This window comes from Dyadobacter chenhuakuii (assembly GCF_023821985.2).
Lineage (GTDB): Bacteria > Bacteroidota > Bacteroidia > Cytophagales > Spirosomataceae > Dyadobacter > Dyadobacter chenhuakuii.
The window spans coordinates 1,618,333-1,639,960 of record NZ_CP098805.1 but is presented as its reverse complement, the minus strand read 5'-3'; the positions used below and the strand labels follow the sequence as shown (position 1 = coordinate 1,639,960).

The window sequence follows — 21,628 nt, the reverse complement described above, 5'->3', positions numbered from 1 at the left end:
TTTCTACCGATATTACATGCCTCCGGCATTTTATGAACCGTGTCCTTCGTTTTTTTTTTCTACCGATATTGCATGCCTCCGGCATTTTCAAACCGCCTCCGTCGTCTTTTTTCTACCGATATTTCATGCCTCCGGCATTTTATGAACCGCGTCCTTCGTCGTTTTTCTACCGATATTACATGCCTCTGGCATTTCTGGAACCGCGCGTTTTGTTTTTTGCCGCCAATATTGCATGCCTCCGGCATTGCCTTAAAATCGCGGAGCGATGCAATATTGGTAGCAAAAAATTGAACGGGAGAAAGCCGGAATGCCGGAGGCATGTAACGACCAGCACTCCGTACCATGCTATTTCGTTTTGAAAATGTATTCCTTTCCGGCTTCGGTTGGAAAATCAAATGCCAATCTTCCGGCTTTTACAAGGTTTGAGCTTGCTGGCACTGTTTGAATGTTTTTATAAAATGCATTTGAATTTTCGCCTTTTGCAGCCTTTAACGCAACCTTCGAAGCAGCCTTCACAGCCACAGGAACGCCTATACGGCAGTTTCCTCCCAACTTGGAGCGAATGATGAGCTGAGTGATTTTACCATTGGCCCAGGCGATGTCGAGCTCGAAACCGCCCCTGGCTTTCATGCCTTTTACTTCGCCGCTTGTCCAGTTGTCGGGGATGGCAGGAAGGATGTTGATGAGGCCGTCGTGGCTTTGGAGCAGCATTTCGGTGATGCCGGAAGTGCCGCCAAAGTTACCGTCGATCTGGAATGGTGGGTGAGCGTCCAGCAGGTTAGGGTAGGTTCCTCCGCCTTTTGCATAGTCGGTTCCTTCGACGCCTGTCAGTTTCAATTGCTCGCGGATCAGCTTGTAAGCGTGATTTCCATCGAGTAGCCTCGCCCATACATTGATTTTCCAGCCTTTACTCCATCCTGTACCGCCGTCGCCGCGCAACTCCATGGTTTTTCTGGATGCTTCTGCAAAATTTGGCGTCGTTATCGGTGAGATCTGGCGGCCGGGGAACAAGCCGAATAAATGTGAAATGTGGCGGTGTTCCGGTTCTACATCCTCCCAGTCTTTGTACCATTCCTGCAAATTTCCCTTTTTACCGATTTGCATGGGGAACAACTTGCTGCGCTTTTCAATAAGCATTTGTCTGTATTCCGCGTCGATTCCTAACCTTTCGGAGGCTTCGATTAAATTCGTGAAAAGGTCCCAGATAATGGCCATGTCCATGGTGGTGGCAACCGAAACTGAACCTTTAAAGCCTTTCTCTGTTAAGAAAATGTTTTCAGGTGTGGTGGATGGTGCGGTTACCAGCTTGCCGTTTTTATCCTCGATCAGCCAATCCAGACAAAACTCTCCGGCTGATTTCATCAAGGGATATGCTGTTTTGGACAAATATTCTTTATCACCGCTAAACTGGTAATGTTCCCACAAATGCTGGCATAACCAAGCGCCGCCCACCGGCCAGTTGGCCCAGGAAGGGCTTCCGCTGACCGGATTTGTCGTTGCCCAGATGTCCGAATTGTGATGGAGCGTCCAGCCTTTTGCGCCGTAAAAATTTTTGGCTGTTTCCTTTCCGGTCACGGCAATGTCGCCAATCAGGTTTATTAATGGTGTATGCAGCTCCGATAGATTGGCCGTTTCTACCATCCAGTAATTCATTTGTGTATTAATGTTGGTTGTGAAATTGCTGCTCCATGGCGGGCGCACTTCGCGGTTCCATATGCCCTGCAGGTTGGCAGGAATGCCGCCGGGACGGGAACTTGAAATGAGTAAATAACGGCCAAACTGAAAATAAAGCGATTCCAAACCCGCATCTTTCGCACCCTCGGCATATGCTTTCAGGCGTTCGTCCATAGGAAGCTCCGTCTGTGGATTGCCATTGATAACAAGGCTTACGCGGTCGAAAAACTTTTGATAATCGGTGATATGGTCGCTTTTCAGGGCATCGTAGCTCTTCGTTTGTGCTGCTGTCAGGAATTTTTCTGCGATTTGCGACTCGTCTTTTCCTTCTTTGTCAGGACATTTATCAAAACCATTGAAGCTGGTTGCTGCCGACAAAATCAGAACAACTTCGGTCGCGCCCGTGATGTGCAATCCCTGCGCATCGGCAACCGTTTTGCCATCCGACTCCTTTACTTTCATACGCAGCTCAAACCGCATTCCCCGGCATTTGGAAGGATCATTATAGATCACCGGCTGCTCCATGGTTTGCATGTAACTGGGATCCGTATGCGCAGGCGCCTGTCCCTTCATCGCCACCTGATCTTGCCCGATCGCCACATTATTATATACAAGCTGGCTTTGTGTACTTGCAGTGAAATTCAATGCGCCCTTTTTGCTCGCCTTCAGTTTCACGATCATTACCTGATCCGGCGCTGAAATGAAGATTTCACGCGTGTAATCGACGCCGTTTATCGTAAAAGAAGTGGAAGACAATGCATTGGAAATGTCCAGGTCACGCTTGTAGGCGGTAGGCTGGCCTTCAAAATCGTGCTTAATGATCAGATCACCCAGCGGCTCGTACGATTCTGTGAAAATGCCTTGCAGTTTTTGGGTCAGCTCCTCGGCCAGTTTGTAATCTTCGTTAGCCAGTGCCGTCCGGATTTGCGGGAGATAGTTCTTCGCATTTGGATTGGGATTCGTGTTCACCGGCCCGCCCGACCAGAGCGTTTCCTCGTTTAGCTGGATGATTTCTTCATTAACCCTTCCAAAAACCATCGCACCAATGCGGCCATTCCCGATGGGCAATGCTTCATTCCAGTTTTTGGCAGGTTGTTTATACCAAAATTTCAGATCGGATTGCGCGAAGGCAATGTTGCAGGTATGAAGGTAAATGAATGTACAAATAGAAAAGCGGAGCGCCCTTCCCGCACCGGAAAGTCGGATTTTGGTTAATCTCATAAATGGTTTTTAAAGTATTTCAATTGGGACAGGTTAACAAGATTGTATCGTTTGTATTCTACTATTCTATTTGAATTTTGTAACTTCGCTTCATGGCAAATTCAGAAACACTCGAAGAATTTTATCAGCACAAGTTTAACTGGCTGCCCGATAACCTCCAACAGGACATCGGGCATTTCAATGTATTTCGTTTGGAAGACTGTATGGGCCCGAATTCGGCACCTATCCAGTATAGCCGTAAGGATTTTTACAAAATTACCCTTATCCGTGGAAAGAACATTTACCATTACGCGGATAAAAGCCTCGAAACGGACGGTGCAACATTGATTTTCTTCAATCCGCAGGTACCATACACCTGGGAAGGGGGCCCTGACAGCATTTCAGGTTATTTCTGCATTTTCACAGAGGGCTTCTTTTCCGGTCGGATCAGGGACGGATTGGGTGATCTGCCGATGTTTACACCTGGTGGAAAACCAGCTTTCCTGCTTAATGAAGCTCAGGAAGCACATATAGAAGGGATATTCAAGAAAATGCTGGAAGAAATTGATTCGGATTATCAATATAAATATGATCTGCTGCGCAACTATGTGACCGAAACAGTGCATTATGCAATGAAAATGCAACCCTCCGAGTCGCTATATCAGCATCCGAATGCCAATTCCAGGATCACAGCTGTATTTACTGAGCTCTTGGAAAGGCAATTTCCCATTGAATCCCCGTCTCAGCGTTTTACTTACAGATCGGCCAATGATTTTGCACAGCAGTTATCGGTTCATGTGAACCATCTGAACCGTGCCATCCGCGAAACGACGGGAAAAACAACCACTACGCACATTGCAGAACGCATTGCCAGTGAGGCCATTGCACTTTTGAAGCATACCAACTGGAACATTTCCGAGATCAGTTATAGTCTCGGATTTGAGGAACCTGCGCATTTCAACAACTTTTTCAAAAAGCAAACCAGTCAGACGCCCACTTCTTACCGCGTTGTTTGAATTTTGCAATCATCTGTTTGAACCGCGCAATGCAGGATTTTACCCGGTGACCTAATTTTGTTTCATCAAATTAAAACAAACAAAAAAATGGAAACTGCTAAAATTTGGTTCGTAACAGGTGCTTCAAAAGGATTGGGGCTGACATTGGTTCAAAAACTCCTGGCTAATGGCTACAAAGTGGCTGCTACTTCGCGGAGCCGGGAAGATTTGCAAAAAGCGGTAGGCAATGACAGCCCGCAGTTTCTGGCGCTGGCAACTGACCTGAAAAGCGAGGCGAGCGTGCAGGAATCGATCGAAAAAACCGTTGCACATTTTGGCCGCATTGATGTGGTTGTGAACAATGCAGGTTATGGTTTGGTAGGAAGCGTGGAAGAGCTTACCGACAGCGAAGTGCGCGATAACTTTGAAATCAATGTATTCGGGGTGTTTACAGTCATTCGTAAAGCGATGCCTTACCTGCGTGCGCAGCGCTCCGGCCACATTCTGAACATTTCATCCATAGGAGGTTTTATGGGCGGTTTCCCTGGGTTCGGTGCTTATTGTGCCACAAAATTTGCGGTTAATGGCATGTCTGAGTCGCTGGCGGAAGAAGTAAGGTCGTTCGGCGTGCATGTGACGGTTGTGGAGCCGGGCTATTTCAGGACCAACTTCCTGACCGATTCATCCATTGGCCTTCCCAAAATTCAGATTGAGGATTACAAAGAAGTGCGTGATTCTCAAAATGCACATCAAAACGAAATTAACGGAAAACAGCCTGGCGATCCGGAAAAAGCAGCTGGCGCTATGATCCGCATCGTGGCAGAAGCCAATCCACCTATGAACCTCTTCCTGGGCAGCGACGCATTTGCCATCGCAAACGGGAAAATCGCTGCCGTTCAAAAAGAACTGTCAGACTGGAAAGATCTGACAGTTTCTACGGACTTTTAACATTAGAAGCTGAGAACATATTTTAATAAAGGGCAGACTGCTTTGCGGTTTGCCCTTTTAGCATTATCCCCAATATTGAACGGGCAACTGGTGTGAAACGGCTGCCTGATTAGTAAATTGGCAGAAAATAATTACTTTGCTGTTAAATTGGCATTCTTCAAAACGCAAAAAACAGCACCGTAAAACCTGCATGGATTATTTTCTCGTTTCGTTTTTCCTGATCCAGTACGTCCGGTCTTCATTGCAGACAGCCACAAGCCTTCCGGAATGGGACCGCAAATTGCTGATCGGCCGTTACACCAGTATCGCGTTACTTGTTACGTATTATGTGACGGACACGCCGGACTGGTTTTCCTGGCTCTGGCATCTATTTATGATTATAGTCCTGCTCATTCTTTTAACTAAGGATGAGTTTCTGCAGATGAAATCGGTTTCGCAGTCGGTTGTCCCGTTTGTGGTCATTTCTATTATAAATGACGTCGTAGATCTGGTTGCTCCGAAATTCCACGATCAATATCACGATTTTCTGGACATTGCGGTCGCTTTCGCATTCATACTCTGCTTTGTGATCTGGTTCTATGCCCGCAAGCAGCAGAAAGTATTGTTGAAAGAACGGGAGGATCGTTTGCGTGAGGAACTGGCCAGTAAAGCACAAAAGGAATCATTGGAATATCTCGTTGCCGAGCGCACAATGGAGCTTACGGCGCAGAAAGAGGAACTGCAAAAGGCAATTGAAGACCTGAAATCTACGCAAAACCAGCTGATACAGAGCGAAAAAATGGCTTCGCTGGGTGAGCTTACTGCAGGGATTGCCCACGAGATCCAAAACCCGTTGAATTTCGTCAATAACTTTTCCGAAGTGTCGGTGGAGCTTTGCCAGGAATTGGAAGAAGAAGTGGATAAAACTTCAATTGCGGACGAGGATAAGGATTATATCAAAGGCATTATCGCCGATTTGAGTCAAAACCAACAGAAAATAACGCATCACGGCAAACGCGCCGACTCTATTGTAAAAGGGATGCTGCAACATTCCCGCGCATCGTCAGGGGAGAAAGAAATGGTGGAAATCAATGCGTTGGCTGACGAATATATGCGCCTCGCTTACCATGGTCTGCGCGCCAAGGACAAAGAATTCAATGCAGCGCTGGTTACGGATTTCGACCCTACTATTGGTAAAGTGCTGGTCATGCCGCAGGATCTGGGAAGGGTTTTTCTGAATCTTTTTACCAATGCATTTTACGCCGTTGCGGAGAAAAAACGACTGCTTACAGAGGCTGGCAAGCTGGACGATTACAGACCGGAAGTCAAAGTTTCCACGAAAATGTTTGCCGGTAAGCTTTATATAAGGGTGTCAGATAACGGCACCGGCATGCCGGATCATGTGAAAGCGAAGATATTCCAGCCTTTTTTCACAACCAAACCAACAGGCCAGGGAACCGGATTGGGCCTTTCGATGAGCTACGATATCATTACCAGTGGGCATAACGGAACGCTGGATGTGGAGACCATTCCGGGGCAAAAGACAGAGTTTAAAATTACAATTCCTGTTGCCTGATTACGCGACAGTTTCACGCGACAGTTTATAGATTTGATATGAAAATACTTGTAGTGGACGACGAGGAAGACGTAAAGTCCCTTTTTGAACAAAAATTCAGGAAGGAAATCCGCAGCGCGCAGTTTGAATTTTCATTCGCGTTTTCGGGCGAGCAGGCTTTGGCTTTTCTTGCCGACCATCCTTCTGAGGTCGTTATGATCTTGTCGGACATTAACATGCCCGGCATGAGCGGCATTGAGTTGTTGAAGACCATCCGGAAAGATTTCCCCGCTGCGCCGCCGCAGGTAATGATGATCACGGCTTATGGCGACAGCAACAACCACGATCAGGCGATGCAGCTCGGAGCGGACGATTTCCTGACGAAGCCGGTCAATTTTGTTGAATTAAAAGAGAAATTGCTTAAATCCTTATGAAAGCCAAGATACTGGTAGTGGATGATGAGGCTGACCTGCAGTTACTGATCAAACAAAAATTCCGTAGACAGATCCGCGAGCAGGAATACGAATTTATCTTCGCCGAAAACGGCTTCAAAGCCCTCGAAGCACTCGTGCTGCATCCGGACACGGACATGGTGTTAAGCGACATTAACATGCCCGAGATGGATGGTTTGACGCTGCTCATCCGGCTGGGCGAAGTGAGCCCGATCCTCAAATCGGTCATCGTGTCGGCGTATGGGGATATGGACAACATTCGTACAGCCATGAACCGCGGCGCGTTTGATTTCCTGACCAAACCCATTGATTTCAAGGATCTTGAAGTCACCATGGAAAAGACGCTCACCTATGTGGCACAACTCCGGGAAACCCTGCGCGCCGTTCGGGAAAATGATATTTTAAGAATGTATGTCGACTCGTCCGTGCTGCAATTTATGACGCAGGACGCATTCGAAAAGTCATTGATGACCAGCGAGAACATTGAGGCGACGGTCGTTTTCATGGATATGTGCGGTTTTACCTCCATTTCTGAAAAAGAGCCCGCCGATCTGGTCGTGAAGCTCATTAACAAGTATTTTGATGTGATGGTGAAAGAGATCATCGCGCAGGGTGGTCTGGTCGATAAGTTTATGGGAGATGCTGTGATGGCGGTTTTCCGGGGTGAATATCATTTGGACCGCGCCATTGAATCTTCACTGGCCGTAAGAAACCAGATCAACAATTTTAAAGAGGAACCAGAAGGGCATACGGGCTATTTTCCAAAGGTTTCCATCGGGATTAATTCGGGAGAAATGGTTTCGGGGAACATTGGTTCCGCGGCCCTGAAACGGCTGGATTATACTGTCATCGGCGATGCCGTTAATGTAGCTCAGCGCCTGCAGAATGCGGCAAAGCCCGGCCAGGTTCTACTTCCGGAGTCTGCTTATCTTGCTGTAAAGGAGGCATTTAATTGTAATCTGGTAGGGGAGGTTGTTTTGAAAAATAAGGCAAATCCTGTTAAGATTTACGAAGTTTTGGAATAGCCATGAATGTTCAGGAAGCAGAAATTTACATCGTTGACCAGTTTCGCCGGAAATTACCCGACACATTGTATTATCACGGCCTGCACCACACGCTGGACGTCACGAATGCAGCATTGCACCTCGCCAGGCTTGAAGGCATAACCGATCCCGAAGCACTTGACCTGCTCAGAACAGCAGCTTTGTACCACGATTCAGGATTTATGGTCACCTACCACGGCCATGAGGAGGCCGGATGTGACATTGTGCACCAGTCGCTGACCCGCTTCGGTTACAATGCGGATCAAATCGAAGTCATTTGTGGCATGATCATGGCCACCCGGATCCCGCAGAGCCCGAAAACACATTTAGAAAAGATCATTTGTGACGCGGACCTGGATTATCTCGGCCGCGCAGACTTCGAGCAGATCGCCGAAACATTGTATCGGGAGCTCAAAGTCCGTGATATGGTTTCCGACATGGAATCATGGAATGCTTTACAAAAAACATTCATTAGCGGTCATGCTTACTGGACAGAATCGGCACGGCGCCTTCGGGACATTCCCAAGCAGGAGCGCTTGAAAACCTTGTTATAGCAGCCGCATTTTCTCGTTCTGCACGCGGATCCGCTGGCAAAGGATACGCAGCACATTTCTCAGGATCTCATCACGCTCTTCCATCAGTTCAAAGAAATCTTCCTGATCAATGCGGAAAACGAGTGTGTCCGTTTCAGCAATTGTTGTCGCAGATCTGGGCTCCGTATCGAGCAACGCGAGCTCGCCGAAAATCTCTCCCTTATCAAATAATGCAAGCTGCTTCTTGCCGTCGTAAATCCCGATTTGCCCCGTATATATAATGTACATGGAATCGCCGGGATCTCCTTTTGCAAAAATTTGCTGCCCGTCGCTGTAAGTGATTTCCTTCATGATCGGCGCAATGGAGCTCAGGACATTCTCGGGGGTCTGGGCGAAAAGTTGGGTGTTTTTTAAAACAATCACTCGCTCCATTTCCGAAATTTGCTGTGAAGTTTCTGCGTGTTTCATGGTTGTTGTTGTGAGATTAAGGCCTGTGGCTTGTGTATTCGATACGCCCAATTTCAACCGCGCCGCATCCCTGATGAGCCGGGAAGTGTGGCTGGTGAAGCTTCCGATGAGCGCGATTTCGTTGTCCGTATGGCTCTTGTTAATCGCCAGCGCAATGGTCCATTCGGTAAATAATTTTTCTTTCTGGGTAAGAATGTAAGGTACTAATGATACGTCAGATTCCTGGTTGCCCATGTACTGGCGCAAAGCTTCCCGTTTCTTTTGAATAGGGATATTTTCAAACAATGCGTGCAGCGATGGATACAGCATGCGCGGCAAAAGGCTCTCGATCATTTCGAGAGAATTGGCCCGCTTCTCGCGGGACGCATGCCGGATTCCCTTCCAGGCATTTTGCACAGCGTCCTTATCGTACTGCATCATGAAAAGGTAAAAAAGGCGCTGGCTTGTCAGTTCCAGTTCGTAATCCAGGGTGTTATTCCAGCGTTCATCCGCTTCCTGCTCATCCATCCCGTTCAGGAGCATGGAGGCGTGAAATAGTTCTTTTTCTACAAATTCAGAAATAATGTGCTTATAATCAGCCATTAACGAATAATTTGTCAATGCTTTCAATGCGTCCCGGTGAATATAAGTATCTAAATAATTAGAATGTATTGAACTTTCTGAATTAAATAAATTTATATTATGGTAAATATTTTTAATAAGTTTAAAAAGTATTTGAAGTATAAATTCGTGTTTCGTTTTTTCGGCCACCTTAATGAGCGTTTGCATACGCTCGCGGGAAGGATCATTTTGCAGCCATTCCTCCACAATACCAATGCCCGAGTCGCCGGATTTGATAAGCGACGCAACGGTTTGCCGGTTGAGAGAGCCAGTAAGCGATGGCTTCAATTCACGTAAAAGTTGCGGGGAACCCACAGTTGCAGCTACTTCCAAAGCATAGTTCCGAACCTTTTCCGACCCACTCCGCAGGCACATTTTGACATACTCTTCATGTGCTTTCAGACCCGTAATTTTGACACAGTCCAACGCCACCAGTTGTGCGTGTTCATCCTCCGAAAGAAACAGTCGACGCAATGTGCCATGGATCAGCGGCAATGCTTTTCCGGCCTCCCAGCTTCCCAGGATCGACCCCTTCACAATGTCCAGATCTTCATGCGCCAGGAAGCGCGCCAGCTGCTCTTCGGTAAGCTGCGATTTGGATGCTGCAATCCTGACGGCCAGTGTCTGGCAAGCTGTGTCAGGTTCAGTCTCAATGTATTTTAAAAACGTCTCCGAGAGCTCCGGTTTTTCAAGTCCGGCAAGCGTTTGTAATGTTTTCAGGCGAACAGCAGTAAACGGATTTTTCAATAGGGAATCTACATTCTTACGGAAGACAGATTCCTTGTTCCGGGCAAGCCAGTCAATCGCATTTAGCACTTCCTCTTTCCTGTCGCTCTTTAAGTTTTCAGTAATAATGGGCAATGCTTCCGACGGTGAAGCCATTTCGCCGCTGCGGATGAAACGCTTGCTGATCGCGCTTTTCAACTCCTGAATGTAATGCCCATAAGCTTTGCGGAATATGATCAGCGCCGCCACCGCGAATAGGAGGGAAAGGTCGAATGTGAGGCTGATATTGCTAAGCTTCTGCGTGTAAATGATCCATAGCAATGCGCCGGCAATGAGCATACCCAATGGCTCAAACAGCCCCTTCGCCAATGTATGTCCCTTCAAGCGGGTCTTGGTGGAAAGCGGCTGAAACAACACCAGGAAAACAGGGTCGAAAATGGTTCTTCGCACCAGTTCAAACAACAGGTAAGCGGCACAATAATACACCAGCAGCGAAGGCTCGTCCTTTCTGAAATATGACGATATGAGCAGGCCGAGCGAGATAACAATGGTCGTCAGCGGCAACAGGAACAGCGTAAGCCTAACCCCGAACCGTTCCACCGTTTTACCCGAGAAAATCAATTTTACAAATGTAGCAATGATATAAGTGGCTGCGAGCAGCGTTCCCACGAACACGATCACATCGTGCTGGCTGTGGAATTTATATTTGACATTCACAAAGAAATGATACTCAATCCAGGTCGCGGCTGCCGCAACGAACACCATACCCAGACAAAGTGACGTAAGGAGCTTATTTCCGCCAAAGTATTTTTCAATGATCCTGGAGTCCGAGGCGGTGATTTGTCTTGGCCTCGCGTGGTGCGGATTCGGGATTTCGGTGAACCGGAAAGTCAGGATCTGGGTGTAAAATGCGAGGGCAAAAAATACGAGCGAAATGACCAGCAGGATCATTAAAACAGACGGAGAATGGATCAGAACGGCCAGAACAGCACCCAGCGCCTTAGCAGGCATATCGCCCGATCCGATGACGCTGAACAGCCTTTTGCTTTGGCGTACATCAAAAACCAATGCAGATAAGCCCCAGAATTCCAGGTTAATGAGCAGGTAAATGATCCGGTAACCCACCATAATGGCAATTGCGGTAGCAATGCCATGACCCGCCCAGAGCAGGCCCATTACCACCAGGACCATCAACAGTGACGACAGCATCGTACCCAGGCTCAACCTTTTCAGAAGCAAATGGTGCTCAAAGTATTCGTACACTTTCCCCGCCGCCATAACCGCAAGTGCTGCTGCTACATAGGCGATGGGCAGGGAATATTCGGGATGATTTTCGAGCAGAAGAACGTTGGCCGAAACGTAAACCAGCGTTGTTCCAACATTGATAAAGAAATTGTGAAAGAAGAAAAGGATCGTCTGGGGATTGATGGAACTGAAAATCTTGCTATTTTTAATCTGGGATATCATATGTTCGGAATGCTGTCGTCGCTTATGTAAATTAAACACTTATCCCCGCACGATCAAAACGGATGGGCAGTGCGATAACCAAAGGCTATGCGACTCAACGGCCTTTTTCCAGCTTTCCAGACTGATAATCATCACGTCTTTTTCAAGCAGGAAATCCTTTTCCAGGACATTCTCGTTATACAGCGTAACCCGGTCGTTACCAAGTCCGTTTATGGCATCCAGCTCAGCCTGGATATCAGGCGATTGGCTGGCAGCATTGGTGGGATCCATGATGGTAAGCTTCACATTTTCGTGCAACACAAGCTTTCTTACATATTGGAACAAAACCTTGTCATCCGGTGAGAAGATCGGCACAAATATATTGTCAGCCCTTTCGAGCTTATTCTCGATGAAAATGCCGACCGGAATCTTCACGGACTTGATAATGTGCGTCGTGCGTTCGTCAAAAACACCCGAGTGGAAGAGTTTTTCCTTGCCCGTAATGGTGTCAAAAAGCCTTTCCCTATTGATCATCCTGGAAGTGAAACCCAGGATTTTACCTAAAAATGTGCCTTCGAAAACATTGCGTCCGATTCCGATCATCAGCATGTCATAGTCTCCGCCATTGGCAGTTTCGATAATGTCGTGCTCGATGTCCTGCGATGGTTTCAGCACCGTTGCTAATGTTGCACCCAGACTGGCCGCTTCTTCGGTAATGGGCCGGAATGTTTCCCGCTGATATTCTTCTGTGTTCACCTGGTTCAGGTAACTGCTCGGTGAAAGGTGCAATGCTGTTATGTGGTGTGATTGAAGTTGTTTTTGAATAAAATGATAGGCAATGCGCATCATTTTTCGTCCTCCCTGGGGACTTGCAAATGCGATCAGAATGGAAAATCTGGATTCTTCGATGGCTGTTTCCAACGCCTCTGATTTATTTTCAGGCAGGAAACGGTCGATCAGGTCCAGGGCAGGACCGGTCATACAAGTAGTTGCAAGAGCCATAATGACCATCATCGCAAAGATTTCTGGCGACAGCACGCCGATATCATAGCCAATGTTCAGTACAACAAGCTCCATAAGCCCGCGGGTGTTCATGAGGGAACCGATAATTAAGCTGTCACGCCAGGATTGGTTTACAAAACGCGCCGCAACAGCACTTCCGATAAACTTTCCGGTTGTCGCCAGGAGGATGATCAATCCCGTGATTTGCCAGAGGTAAGGATCATTCAGCAGGCCGATCTGCGTCCGCAAACCCGTAAAAACGAAGAATAACGGCAACAGCAAGACCAGGGAAACGTCCTCCACTTTTTCGATGAACAGATTCCGGAAGCTCTGGTTCGCAGGCATGATCACCCCAGCCATAAATGCTCCGAACAAGGCGTGAATGCCGATGACCTCGGTGCAGTAGGAAGAAAATATTAATACAAGAAAAAACAAACCGACCACCGGTTTCGTCAATCCTTCGCGGTAGGAGTAATGGTCACCCAAGCGTTTCAGAATGGGTTTCAGCACTTTCAGCATGAAAAGGACATAGGCAGCCGCCAGAAGAATTGTATATATGGAGCTCACAAAATCACCTGCTTTGACAATAGCGATTACGGCGGCCAGAATACACCATGCGGTAATGTCGTCGGTGGCAGCGCAAGTGATTACCATCATGCCGAGCTTCGTACGTGAAAGCCCACGCTCCTGAACAATTCTGGCCAGAACCGGAAAGGCCGTGACACTGAGCGCTATACCAATAAAAAGGGAGAAGGATAGGAAGCTGATGCCGTCCGGGGCAAATTGTTGATATAAATAAAATGCAAGCCCTACACCGAGCGCAAATGGCAGGATTATGCTCGCATGACTGATCACGACCGCTTCCTGTGCCTTGGTTTTGAGGACTTTAAGGTCCAGCTCCATGCCAATGATAAACATGAAAAGGATCAGCCCCACCTGGCTCAGGAACTGCAAGTTACCCAGCGATTGCGTAGGAAACAGAAATGTAGAGAACTCGGGAAAATACATGCCGAGCAACGACGGGCCGAGGAAAATACCAGCGGCTATTTCACCAATAACAGTAGGTTGCCCGATGGATTTACAGATCCAGCCAAAAATCCGCGCGACCAGGATGATCGTAATGATCTGCAAAAGCAGGGTAGCGAGCGGGTGTGTCAGGTTATGACTGAAAGTGTCTGTAAACTGGTCCCAGGACGACGCTGTGGAGGCTGGGTTGTTGGCTAGTAAGTCTGCTTTTTCCAGGGTTTGGCCTTGCCGGATAAAGAAGTAAAGCAAAGCGGAAAAGGCACCAATTGTAATTGTGTAGAAAAGTATATTGCGAATGCTCTTCATTGTCAGTAATGAGTGTAAAGCACGCAAAATAGCGAATAAATGCTGAATGCGGGTTTCCAGACTGTTAAGAATGGAAACCCGTATTTAGATTTTCAGCTCCATAAGCGGTCGTGAGAGCGCTTGTCGTTCCAGTCCGGCGTAGGGGCGAAGAAGCTTTTGTCCTTCGGATTCAGGTGTTTTTTAACTTCTTCTTCGTTCAGTTCAATACCAAGTCCGGGCGCTTCCAGCGGCACAGGTGCATAGCCTTTGTCAATCAGTTTGCGACCGTCCGTTGTCTTCACCAGGCTTTCCCACCAGGGCACATCCACCGAATGGTGTTCCAGTGCCAGGAAGTTCTGCGTGGCGGCTGCACAATGCACATTGGCCATGAAGCTCACCGGTGTGCCCGCAAAGTGCATGGCCATTGCAATGCCATTGTCTTCGGCATAGTCTCCGATGCGCTTGGTTTCCAGCAAACCGCCCGACGAAGCCAGGTCCGGGTGCACAATGTCCACGGCCCGTTTTTCGATCAATGCTTTGAAACCTTCTTTCAGGTAAATGTCTTCGCCGGTTAATGTCGGGGTTTCCAAAGCGTCGGAAATGGTTTTCCACTGGTCCGTATATTCCCAGGGCACCATATCTTCCAGCCAGGCAAGGCGGTATTTGTCCAGCGCCTTACCCAGCCGAATGCCGTTATTGAGGTCAAAATGGCCATAATGGTCTGTGGAGAGCGGGATTTCGTAACCTACAACGCTACGCACATCTTCCACGACCCTGGCCATTTCATCCAGGCCTTTCGGCGTGATCTGGATCGCTGTAAACGGGTGTTTTGTGTTGGCATAGGAATGATAATCGCCTGCCCACTGGGAAAATCCGCCGCCCCACACCTTATTGTTCACAACGCTGTTTTCACTGTTCCGCAACATGCCGATGGAAACGTCCATTTTCAGCCAGGTATAGCCCTGATCCTGCGTTCTGAATTTGATCTTTTCTTTGAATTCATTGATGTCATTGGATTCCGGAGTATCTGCGTAAAGCCGCACCTTATCCCGGTAACGACCGCCCAGGAGCTGCCAGCAGGGCACATTATAAGCCTTTCCGCAAAGGTCCCAGAGCGCCATTTCAACGCCGCAGACGCCGCCTGCCTGGCGACCATGGTAACCAAACTGTTTGATCGATTTGAAAAGCTGCTCTACATTGCAGGGATTCTGACCTAACAAATGACTTTTCAAAAACAATGCATAACGCTCGTCCGCACCGTCGCGCACTTCTCCCAAACCATAAATTCCCTGATTCGTATCAATGCGGATAATGGGTGTGCGGCCAACATTCTGAACAATGCAGTAGCGTAAATCGGTTATTTTCAGTTCGGATGGTTTCGAAGCGCGATTGACCTTTGAAGTGGCCTGTGCAATGGTGTCTTCGGTTGACATGGACATAAAGCCGCCCAAGGCTATCCCCCCAACGGCTGTTTTCCTCAGAAAATTCCGGCGGCTGTCTTTGGTGGTGGGATTACTGATCTCGGCAGCTGCGGCGACTTTTTCAGCTTGTTCAACTTTTTTGTTAGAAGCAATAATGTCTGTTAAAATGCTTTTCATAAGTATTGGTTTAGAAGTTAGCAATTTGGCAATCGCCCTTAGTAATTCCTTTCTTTGAGATAATCGTCCAATTCCTTCTTGGTCATAGGCAGTTTGCCCGGATAGTTGTTGACCCAGTTCAAAAAGTCCTTCTGGATTGCAGCAGACCATTTTGTGTCAATTTCACCAGGCGTATATTTTCCTTCTTTGAGCCTTAAATGTCCAAATTCATCACGCAGCGCAGTAACCTCGGAGGTTAGCACGAGCTCCTCCGCCAGGTGGGCCGGAATGAAGATCGTCCCATACTTTCTAGCTAAAACCACATCACCAGGCAGTACAATAGCACGACCGATGCGGATGGGCGTATTAATGTTAGTAAGCATCATTTGCTGAATATAAGACGGGTCCTGGCCCTTCATCCAGGCATTGAAGCCTTTAATCTCACTCAATCCTTCCACGTCACGCACCGAGCCGTAGAAAATGACGCCGCGTTTGGACTTAGCATAAATGGAATTCCCCAGATTATCACCGATCAATGTTCCGTCAGCGATTTTGCCATAGCCGTCCGCTACGTAAACGTCACCGTCTTTGAGCACATCAATAGGCCAGGAATTGGTGCCGCCCGTTTGTACGCGGCCTTCCTTTTTGCCCGTTTCCTTTACTAAGGCCTCCAAATCGGGGCGGGAGGGAACATATTGGGCGGTTACGACGCGGCCGGTCATGGCGCTGTCGGGATAGATCAGCTGCCATTCGCCTTCAAACTGGTTGTGATAACCTTTGTTACGTAACACGCCCCAGGCTTCTTCCATGGAAATGTTTTTCAATCTGGCCAGGATCGCATCGGACACTTTTGGGCGGCCGTCCGGGGATCGCTCGCCCTTCCACGCCGACGTGTAGGCTTTGATCTGATCGGGAGTGGGTGAGATAGCTTGCGCCGTGGCTGTAAGACCAAACAGCACAAGCGCTCCCGCAAGCAGGTTTTGTTTTAGCATAAGTAAAAAAATTAAGGGTTAGTAATTTTATTTGTCCCAAAAAATTGGCGTTCCAAGCTCGTCAGGGCCCATTCTTGCTACTGCTTCTTTGTAGTTAGCTTCATTCACCGAACGTTCGCGCACCGGGTAAACCAGTCTTTTGATAAAGTCTTTTACCGATGGATCTTTGCCAGGGTACATATTGATGGGCAAGACAGGAAAACCGCTTCTGCGGAAATTAGCCCACGCCTCTGAGCCATTCAGGAAAGAGGAAACCCAATATTGCGAATTGATCTGCTCCAAAGCTTTTGCCGGAACGAATGGGTTGGCAGTCAGATACGCGGTCTGGGCAGCCTCGGGAATTGTTGCGGACACATCATAAGTTGCCATTTGCGCCATGTGAGCCTTTACACCAGCCTCATAAAGTGCTTTTACATTGCCCGTTGCCCAGCCACGCTGCACAGCTTCCGCTAAGAGAAGCGAAGTTTGGGAACAGGTGATAAAGAACTCGGGTGCGTCAATTTTCCCGACCGTTCTGCGATTAATCTGTGAGTATTTAAATGCAGAGCCGATTTTCCCCGGAAATCCGGCCACGCTTGTGATGGTTGATTCGTTGTAACCATACGGCATTCCTTCCTGGTTGGCTGGGTTGGTATCTTCTGCGCCAGCAGTAGCGATCGGGTTGCCGGGCGCTTCGTACTTCACGGCGATCACTTTGAGGCGTGGGTCGGCAGTTGTTTTGAGATAATCGATAAATGCCTTGCCCATATACACATTACCACGCTCGGTTCCCTGAAAATAGCCGGCAAGCGGATGATTGAATGTGCTGTTAAACGCGATATAGGCATTATCTGCATTAGAATCTTGCAAGCCTCCGTTGGCCGGATCAACGGCGATGGCAACAAATTGCTTCGCTTTGGCAGGATCCAGTTTTGTGTAACGCATGGCAGCACGAAGCAATAGCGAATTGCCAAGTTTTTTCCATTGTGCAATGTTGCCTTTAAAGAACAGGTCTCCGCTTTCGATGGGTTTTGTAGCGTCGAGCGCCTTTGTTCCCTCTGTCAGTTCTTTTAGGATATCTTCGTAAATCAGTTTTTGATCATCATATTTCGGCAAATTGATACCTTCCAGAAATGCTTTTCCCGCTTGGAAATAGGGTACGTCGCCGTATGTATCAACCAAAACCATAAATACATACGCCTTCCAGATTCGGGACATGTTGTACAAATTACTCCTGGCCGCATCGTCCTTGGTTTGCGAAATAACTGTCGTCAACAGGTTTACAGGGCCATTTTGCAGGTATAGCGAATTGAAATTGGCGTTCGAATTGGGATCAGAAACGACATTATGATTTCCGCCTTCAACGACACCGGTAAAGGGCGTATTGATCTGCTGAACAATTTGCATTTGATAGTTATGCGTTGCAATGGCAGAAGAAAATTCAGCATTGGAGAAAAAATAGATCGGGTCGAGGCTGGTAGCCTGCACCGGATTTACGTTAACCTCTTCAAAACCCTTGTCGCAGGAAGTTGCAAGGAGGGTGAGGATGATTAGATATTTGGGTAGATGTTTCATATTAATTTTGAATGAGTGACCGGGTCGCCGGGCGATGAGTGAATGAGTGAATGGTCGGTTTGTTAGCATTCCTTTACAATTTCAAGTTTAAGTTGAGACCGTAGCTTCTGGTGGTTGGAAGCGTGTGGGTTTCAATGCCTTGTAAATTGTCAGAGGAAGACACCTGGGCCTCAGGATCGAGGTTGTCAATGTATTTTTTGATCATCAGCACATTGTTACACATGGCAGAAATCGTCAGTCCTTTTATGAAAGTTTTTTCTTTCACAAATCGTGACAGATCGTAGCCGATCGTGATAGACCTCCACCGCACAAACGCGCCATTGTAAACAAATGGTGATGCCAGGTTGGTACTCCTGTATGCCGTGTAAAACTGCTCTGCTTCCACTTTCGTATCATTCGGGGCACCATCTGCTTTTACGCTTTCAAGCAATACACCGCCTTCACGTCCGGCTAAGGATGATTTGGACAAACCTTCACGCAGGAAATTAAGGTTGGAGTTGGAAAGGATTTTATTACCCGCCTTGAAATCGATCTGCGTGCCTATCCGTAATCCTTTCACATTGATTGTGTTCACCCAGGCGCCAACCCATGTCGGTATAGCGCTTCCGAATGTGGTGAGGTTGCCTTGCTGGGGCAGACCGCCCGATGTGATAATTCTGCCTTGCGCGTCCCTTTTGTAGTCAAATCCGCGAAGCGAAGCCAATGGCTTGCCTACTTCGTGCGAAACAATTCCAAAAAATTCGCCGGTTCCTACATCAAATCGCTGCTGACCAGCTGCCAGCTCAATCACTTTGCTAATGTTATAGCTTCCGTTGAAACCGGTTTCCCAGGTAATAGCATCGGTTTTCACAGGAACAATCGTCAACAAAAATTCAACTCCCTGGTTACGCAGCTTACCCACGTTCACTTTGGTCTGGCTGAATCCGGAAGTATTTGAAATGTCTACATTCAGAATTTCGTCAACCGTGTTTTTTCGGTATAATGAAAGATCAATGTTCAGCCGGTTATCGAAAGTTTTCATTTCAAGACCGACCTCCGTCTCTTTCACTTTTAGTGGTCTCAAATTCGCATTCGGGCTCACCGTCGACGGGAAAGTGCCTAACGCTGTCCCGTTGAACGGGTTTGCATTAATACCATAATAGAGGTTATTTGAATAGGGATCGGTATCCCCACCTACTTCGGCATAAGCTGCGCGCAACTTTCCATAATTCAGCCAGTTAGGTGCATTGGCAAACGCCTGGCTGAAAACGAAACTCGCGCTGACAGATGGATATAAGTAACTGTTTGACTCCGGGTTCAGCGTAGAAAACCAGTCGTTACGCCCGGTGACATTCACGTAAAGGAAGTTTTTGAACGAGAATTCGGCAGCGCCGTAAATGGAGTTTACTTTCTTTTTGCTGTATCCATAATTTGGCGTTTTAACCTGACCGTTGGCAATGGTATACAGATCCCGCACGTAGAAGTTCGTAACCGCAGTGGAGATGTTGTCGCTGACTTGTAGCATCTGGTTGCCACCGAGGGTGATATCTATACCAAAATCACCGAAAGTACGGTTTGCACCGATCAGAACGTCCAGGTTGCGCTCACGGAATGTGGCTACATCCTGGTAATAGTAACCATTAAATCCAGTCGTAACGGCACTGATCGAGCGCGTTCCCGTTGGACGGTTGTAGTTGTATGGACGGGTGTAATAGTCCTGCCCAACGCGTCCCTGCACAAACAGCCAGCTTGTAAAATCATATCGCACGGATGTGTTTCCAAAAATCCGGTCGCGGCGCACATTCTCAAAGCGGTCGTATGCGACCCAGTACGGATTATTCCGGTTTGTAAAACGCGCCAGTGGCATTTCATTTCCGTTTGCATCCTTGCGGTTTTTCAGCCAGTCGGAATTAATGCTCGTTGCCATCGTGTAAATGGTCGTATTCGCATTCATATCCTGGATCCCGATCTGGGGCGGATTCTTGTTATGCTCATTCGAATAGTTCGCATTCAATTGCGCCGAGAGCTTATCCGAGAATTTGTAATTCAAACCCAGGTTAAAAATCTTTTTATGGTAGTCAGAATTTGGCATGATTGCGTTTGCGTCCGTGTTGGCAAATGACAATCTGAAATTTCCCTTCTCATTCCCACCCGAAAGGGCAACCGAATTCGTGAAGCTGGTTCCGGTGCGGTAAAAGTTTTTGATACGGTCTTTATTGGGCGAGTAGGGCTGTGTGCTACCGTCGAATTGCGGGGTAGGCGCGCCGTCCATTCTTTCTCCGAATGCAAATACGCCTGAGCTTTGTGCCTCTGCGGTTGATGTGGGCCGTTTTCCAAATTCGCCCTGACCATATTCGTATTGGAAATCGGTGTAGTCCAGTGCTTGTTGTGCCTGGAAATTGGAATTCACCTCAACGCCGATTCCAGTTGTCTTGCTTCCGCTCTTTGTGGTGATAATGATCGCTCCATCCTTAGCCCGGAAGCCGTAAAGCGCAGCGGCCGCAGCACCTTTCAAGACGGTCATGGATTCGATATCATCCTGGTTAATGCTCTGCAAACCGTCGCCGGCATCTGACGAACCGCCAGTGGGATTGCCCGTTCCGTTTCCGTTCGATCCGCCCGCAGAAACGCTGCTATTATTAATGGGAATGCCGTTTACAATGATCAGCGGCGAGTTATTTCCACCAAAAGATGACTGACCACGGATACGGATCTTTGTTGATCCGCCCGGTCCGCTTGCTGGCGGCGTTACATTCAAGCCGGCCACTTTTCCCTGCAAGCTGTTTCCCAGGTTTGTCGTGCGGTTTGTTGTAAGTTCCTCTGTATTAACGGTTGCAGTGGAATAACCCAGCTTTTTTGCATCCCTTTTTATACCCAAAGCCGTAACGACAACCATTTCCAGATTGCGTTCGTCGGGTTTCATGGAGAGATCATAAGTGGTCTGATTTCCAATGGTCACTTCTTCTGGCGCGTAGCCCACATACGAGAACACCAAAACGCCGCCCGCATCCGGAACGCTTAGTTGATAAGTCCCTTCTGTATTGGTAGCAGTGCCCACTTTCGTTGACTTTACCACAACGCTCACACCTGGAAGCGGCTGGCCTTTTTCGTCAGACACTTTTCCCGTAATGGTCCGGTCAATGGAAGTACGATTGTCTGTGATGCCTGGAATCACACTGCCAGGTTCCGCATTGCCTTTGGTCAGCACAATCTGCTTACCTTCAATCTTATAGGCAATATTAACGGGCTTGAAAAGCTGGTCGAGCACGTCCGCCAGCGTTTTATCAACTACATTGATCGAAACCTTTTGCTGTGAGCGGATTAGCGCCGAATTATACGTAAACCGGACCTGCGTGAGCTTATTCAACTTGTTGAGCACCATCTTAATCTCCTGGTTGTTCACCTGGATCGTGACCTTCTGGTTCAGCATATCCTGTGCGCCCACAACCCTCGCAAGCGAGAGGTGTGCGAAGATAAAGGCAATTAATAATTGGTAAAGTGACATTCGCATCGCGCTGCAAACCAGCCGGGACAAGAGTCGATGTTTTTTCATACGTGTAATGGTTAGTTTGGTACTTGAAAAATTGGCACTAC

At 47.8% G+C, this 21,628-nt stretch carries 13 protein-coding genes; 6 read left to right on the top strand and 7 right to left on the bottom strand.

Features of this window, described 5'->3' with window-relative positions; genetic code table 11:
• Positions 1-345: 345 nt before the first annotated feature.
• Positions 346-2,895: a glycoside hydrolase family 95 protein gene (locus NFI80_RS06860; protein ID WP_235163699.1), complete on the bottom strand. Its 2,550-nt coding sequence runs from the start codon at positions 2,893-2,895 to the stop codon at positions 346-348.
• 92 nt (positions 2,896-2,987) lie between these two features.
• On the opposite strand from NFI80_RS06860, the gene NFI80_RS06855 reads away from it, so the two are divergent.
• The 6 genes from NFI80_RS06855 to NFI80_RS06830 all read left to right on the top strand — a co-directional run bounded on the left by NFI80_RS06855 (position 2,988) and on the right by NFI80_RS06830 (position 8,400).
• Positions 2,988-3,890: a helix-turn-helix domain-containing protein gene (locus NFI80_RS06855; RefSeq protein WP_235158759.1), complete on the top strand. Its 903-nt coding sequence runs from the start codon at positions 2,988-2,990 to the stop codon at positions 3,888-3,890.
• An 87-nt stretch (positions 3,891-3,977) separates the two neighbouring features.
• A complete protein-coding gene (locus tag NFI80_RS06850) occupies positions 3,978-4,817 on the top strand; it encodes an oxidoreductase (protein WP_235163700.1) in 840 nt (279 codons plus the stop codon).
• Positions 4,818-5,007: 190 nt separating this feature from the next.
• Positions 5,008-6,372: a sensor histidine kinase gene (locus tag NFI80_RS06845; RefSeq protein WP_235163701.1), complete on the top strand. Its 1,365-nt coding sequence runs from the start codon at positions 5,008-5,010 to the stop codon at positions 6,370-6,372.
• A 38-nt stretch (positions 6,373-6,410) separates the two neighbouring features.
• Complete coding sequence (locus NFI80_RS06840; protein WP_026628826.1) at positions 6,411-6,785, top strand: response regulator; 375 nt, start codon at positions 6,411-6,413, stop codon at positions 6,783-6,785.
• Complete coding sequence (locus NFI80_RS06835; RefSeq protein ID WP_235158754.1) at positions 6,782-7,828, top strand: adenylate/guanylate cyclase domain-containing protein; 1,047 nt, start codon at positions 6,782-6,784, stop codon at positions 7,826-7,828. Before NFI80_RS06840 ends, NFI80_RS06835 begins: the two co-directional genes overlap by 4 nt.
• Before the next feature lie 2 nt (positions 7,829-7,830).
• Complete coding sequence (locus tag NFI80_RS06830) at positions 7,831-8,400, top strand: HD domain-containing protein (protein ID WP_235163702.1); 570 nt, start codon at positions 7,831-7,833, stop codon at positions 8,398-8,400.
• Here the strand turns inward: NFI80_RS06830 and NFI80_RS06825 are convergent.
• From NFI80_RS06825 to NFI80_RS06800, 6 genes are all read right to left on the bottom strand, one after another.
• A complete protein-coding gene (locus tag NFI80_RS06825) occupies positions 8,395-11,640 on the bottom strand; it encodes a cyclic nucleotide-binding domain-containing protein (RefSeq protein ID WP_235163703.1) in 3,246 nt (1,081 codons plus the stop codon). The two genes, NFI80_RS06830 and NFI80_RS06825, sit on opposite strands and share 6 nt — an antisense overlap.
• A 39-nt stretch (positions 11,641-11,679) precedes the next feature.
• On the bottom strand, positions 11,680-13,953 hold the full coding sequence (locus tag NFI80_RS06820) for a cation:proton antiporter (RefSeq protein WP_235163704.1): 2,274 nt from the start codon (positions 13,951-13,953) through the stop codon (positions 11,680-11,682).
• A 92-nt stretch (positions 13,954-14,045) separates the two neighbouring features.
• Complete coding sequence (locus NFI80_RS06815) at positions 14,046-15,530, bottom strand: mandelate racemase/muconate lactonizing enzyme family protein (RefSeq protein WP_235158748.1); 1,485 nt, start codon at positions 15,528-15,530, stop codon at positions 14,046-14,048.
• Between the two features lie 38 nt (positions 15,531-15,568).
• Complete coding sequence (locus tag NFI80_RS06810; RefSeq protein ID WP_235163705.1) at positions 15,569-16,501, bottom strand: RraA family protein; 933 nt, start codon at positions 16,499-16,501, stop codon at positions 15,569-15,571.
• A gap of 27 nt (positions 16,502-16,528) precedes the next feature.
• Positions 16,529-18,055 carry a SusD/RagB family nutrient-binding outer membrane lipoprotein gene (locus tag NFI80_RS06805; RefSeq protein WP_235163706.1) on the bottom strand — a complete coding sequence of 509 codons (1,527 nt, stop codon included), beginning with the start codon at positions 18,053-18,055 and terminating at the stop codon, positions 16,529-16,531.
• Between the two features lie 73 nt (positions 18,056-18,128).
• Positions 18,129-21,587, bottom strand: a complete 3,459-nt coding sequence (locus NFI80_RS06800) for a SusC/RagA family TonB-linked outer membrane protein (RefSeq protein WP_235163707.1) — start codon at positions 21,585-21,587, stop codon at positions 18,129-18,131.
• Between the last annotated feature and the right edge of the window lie 41 nt (positions 21,588-21,628).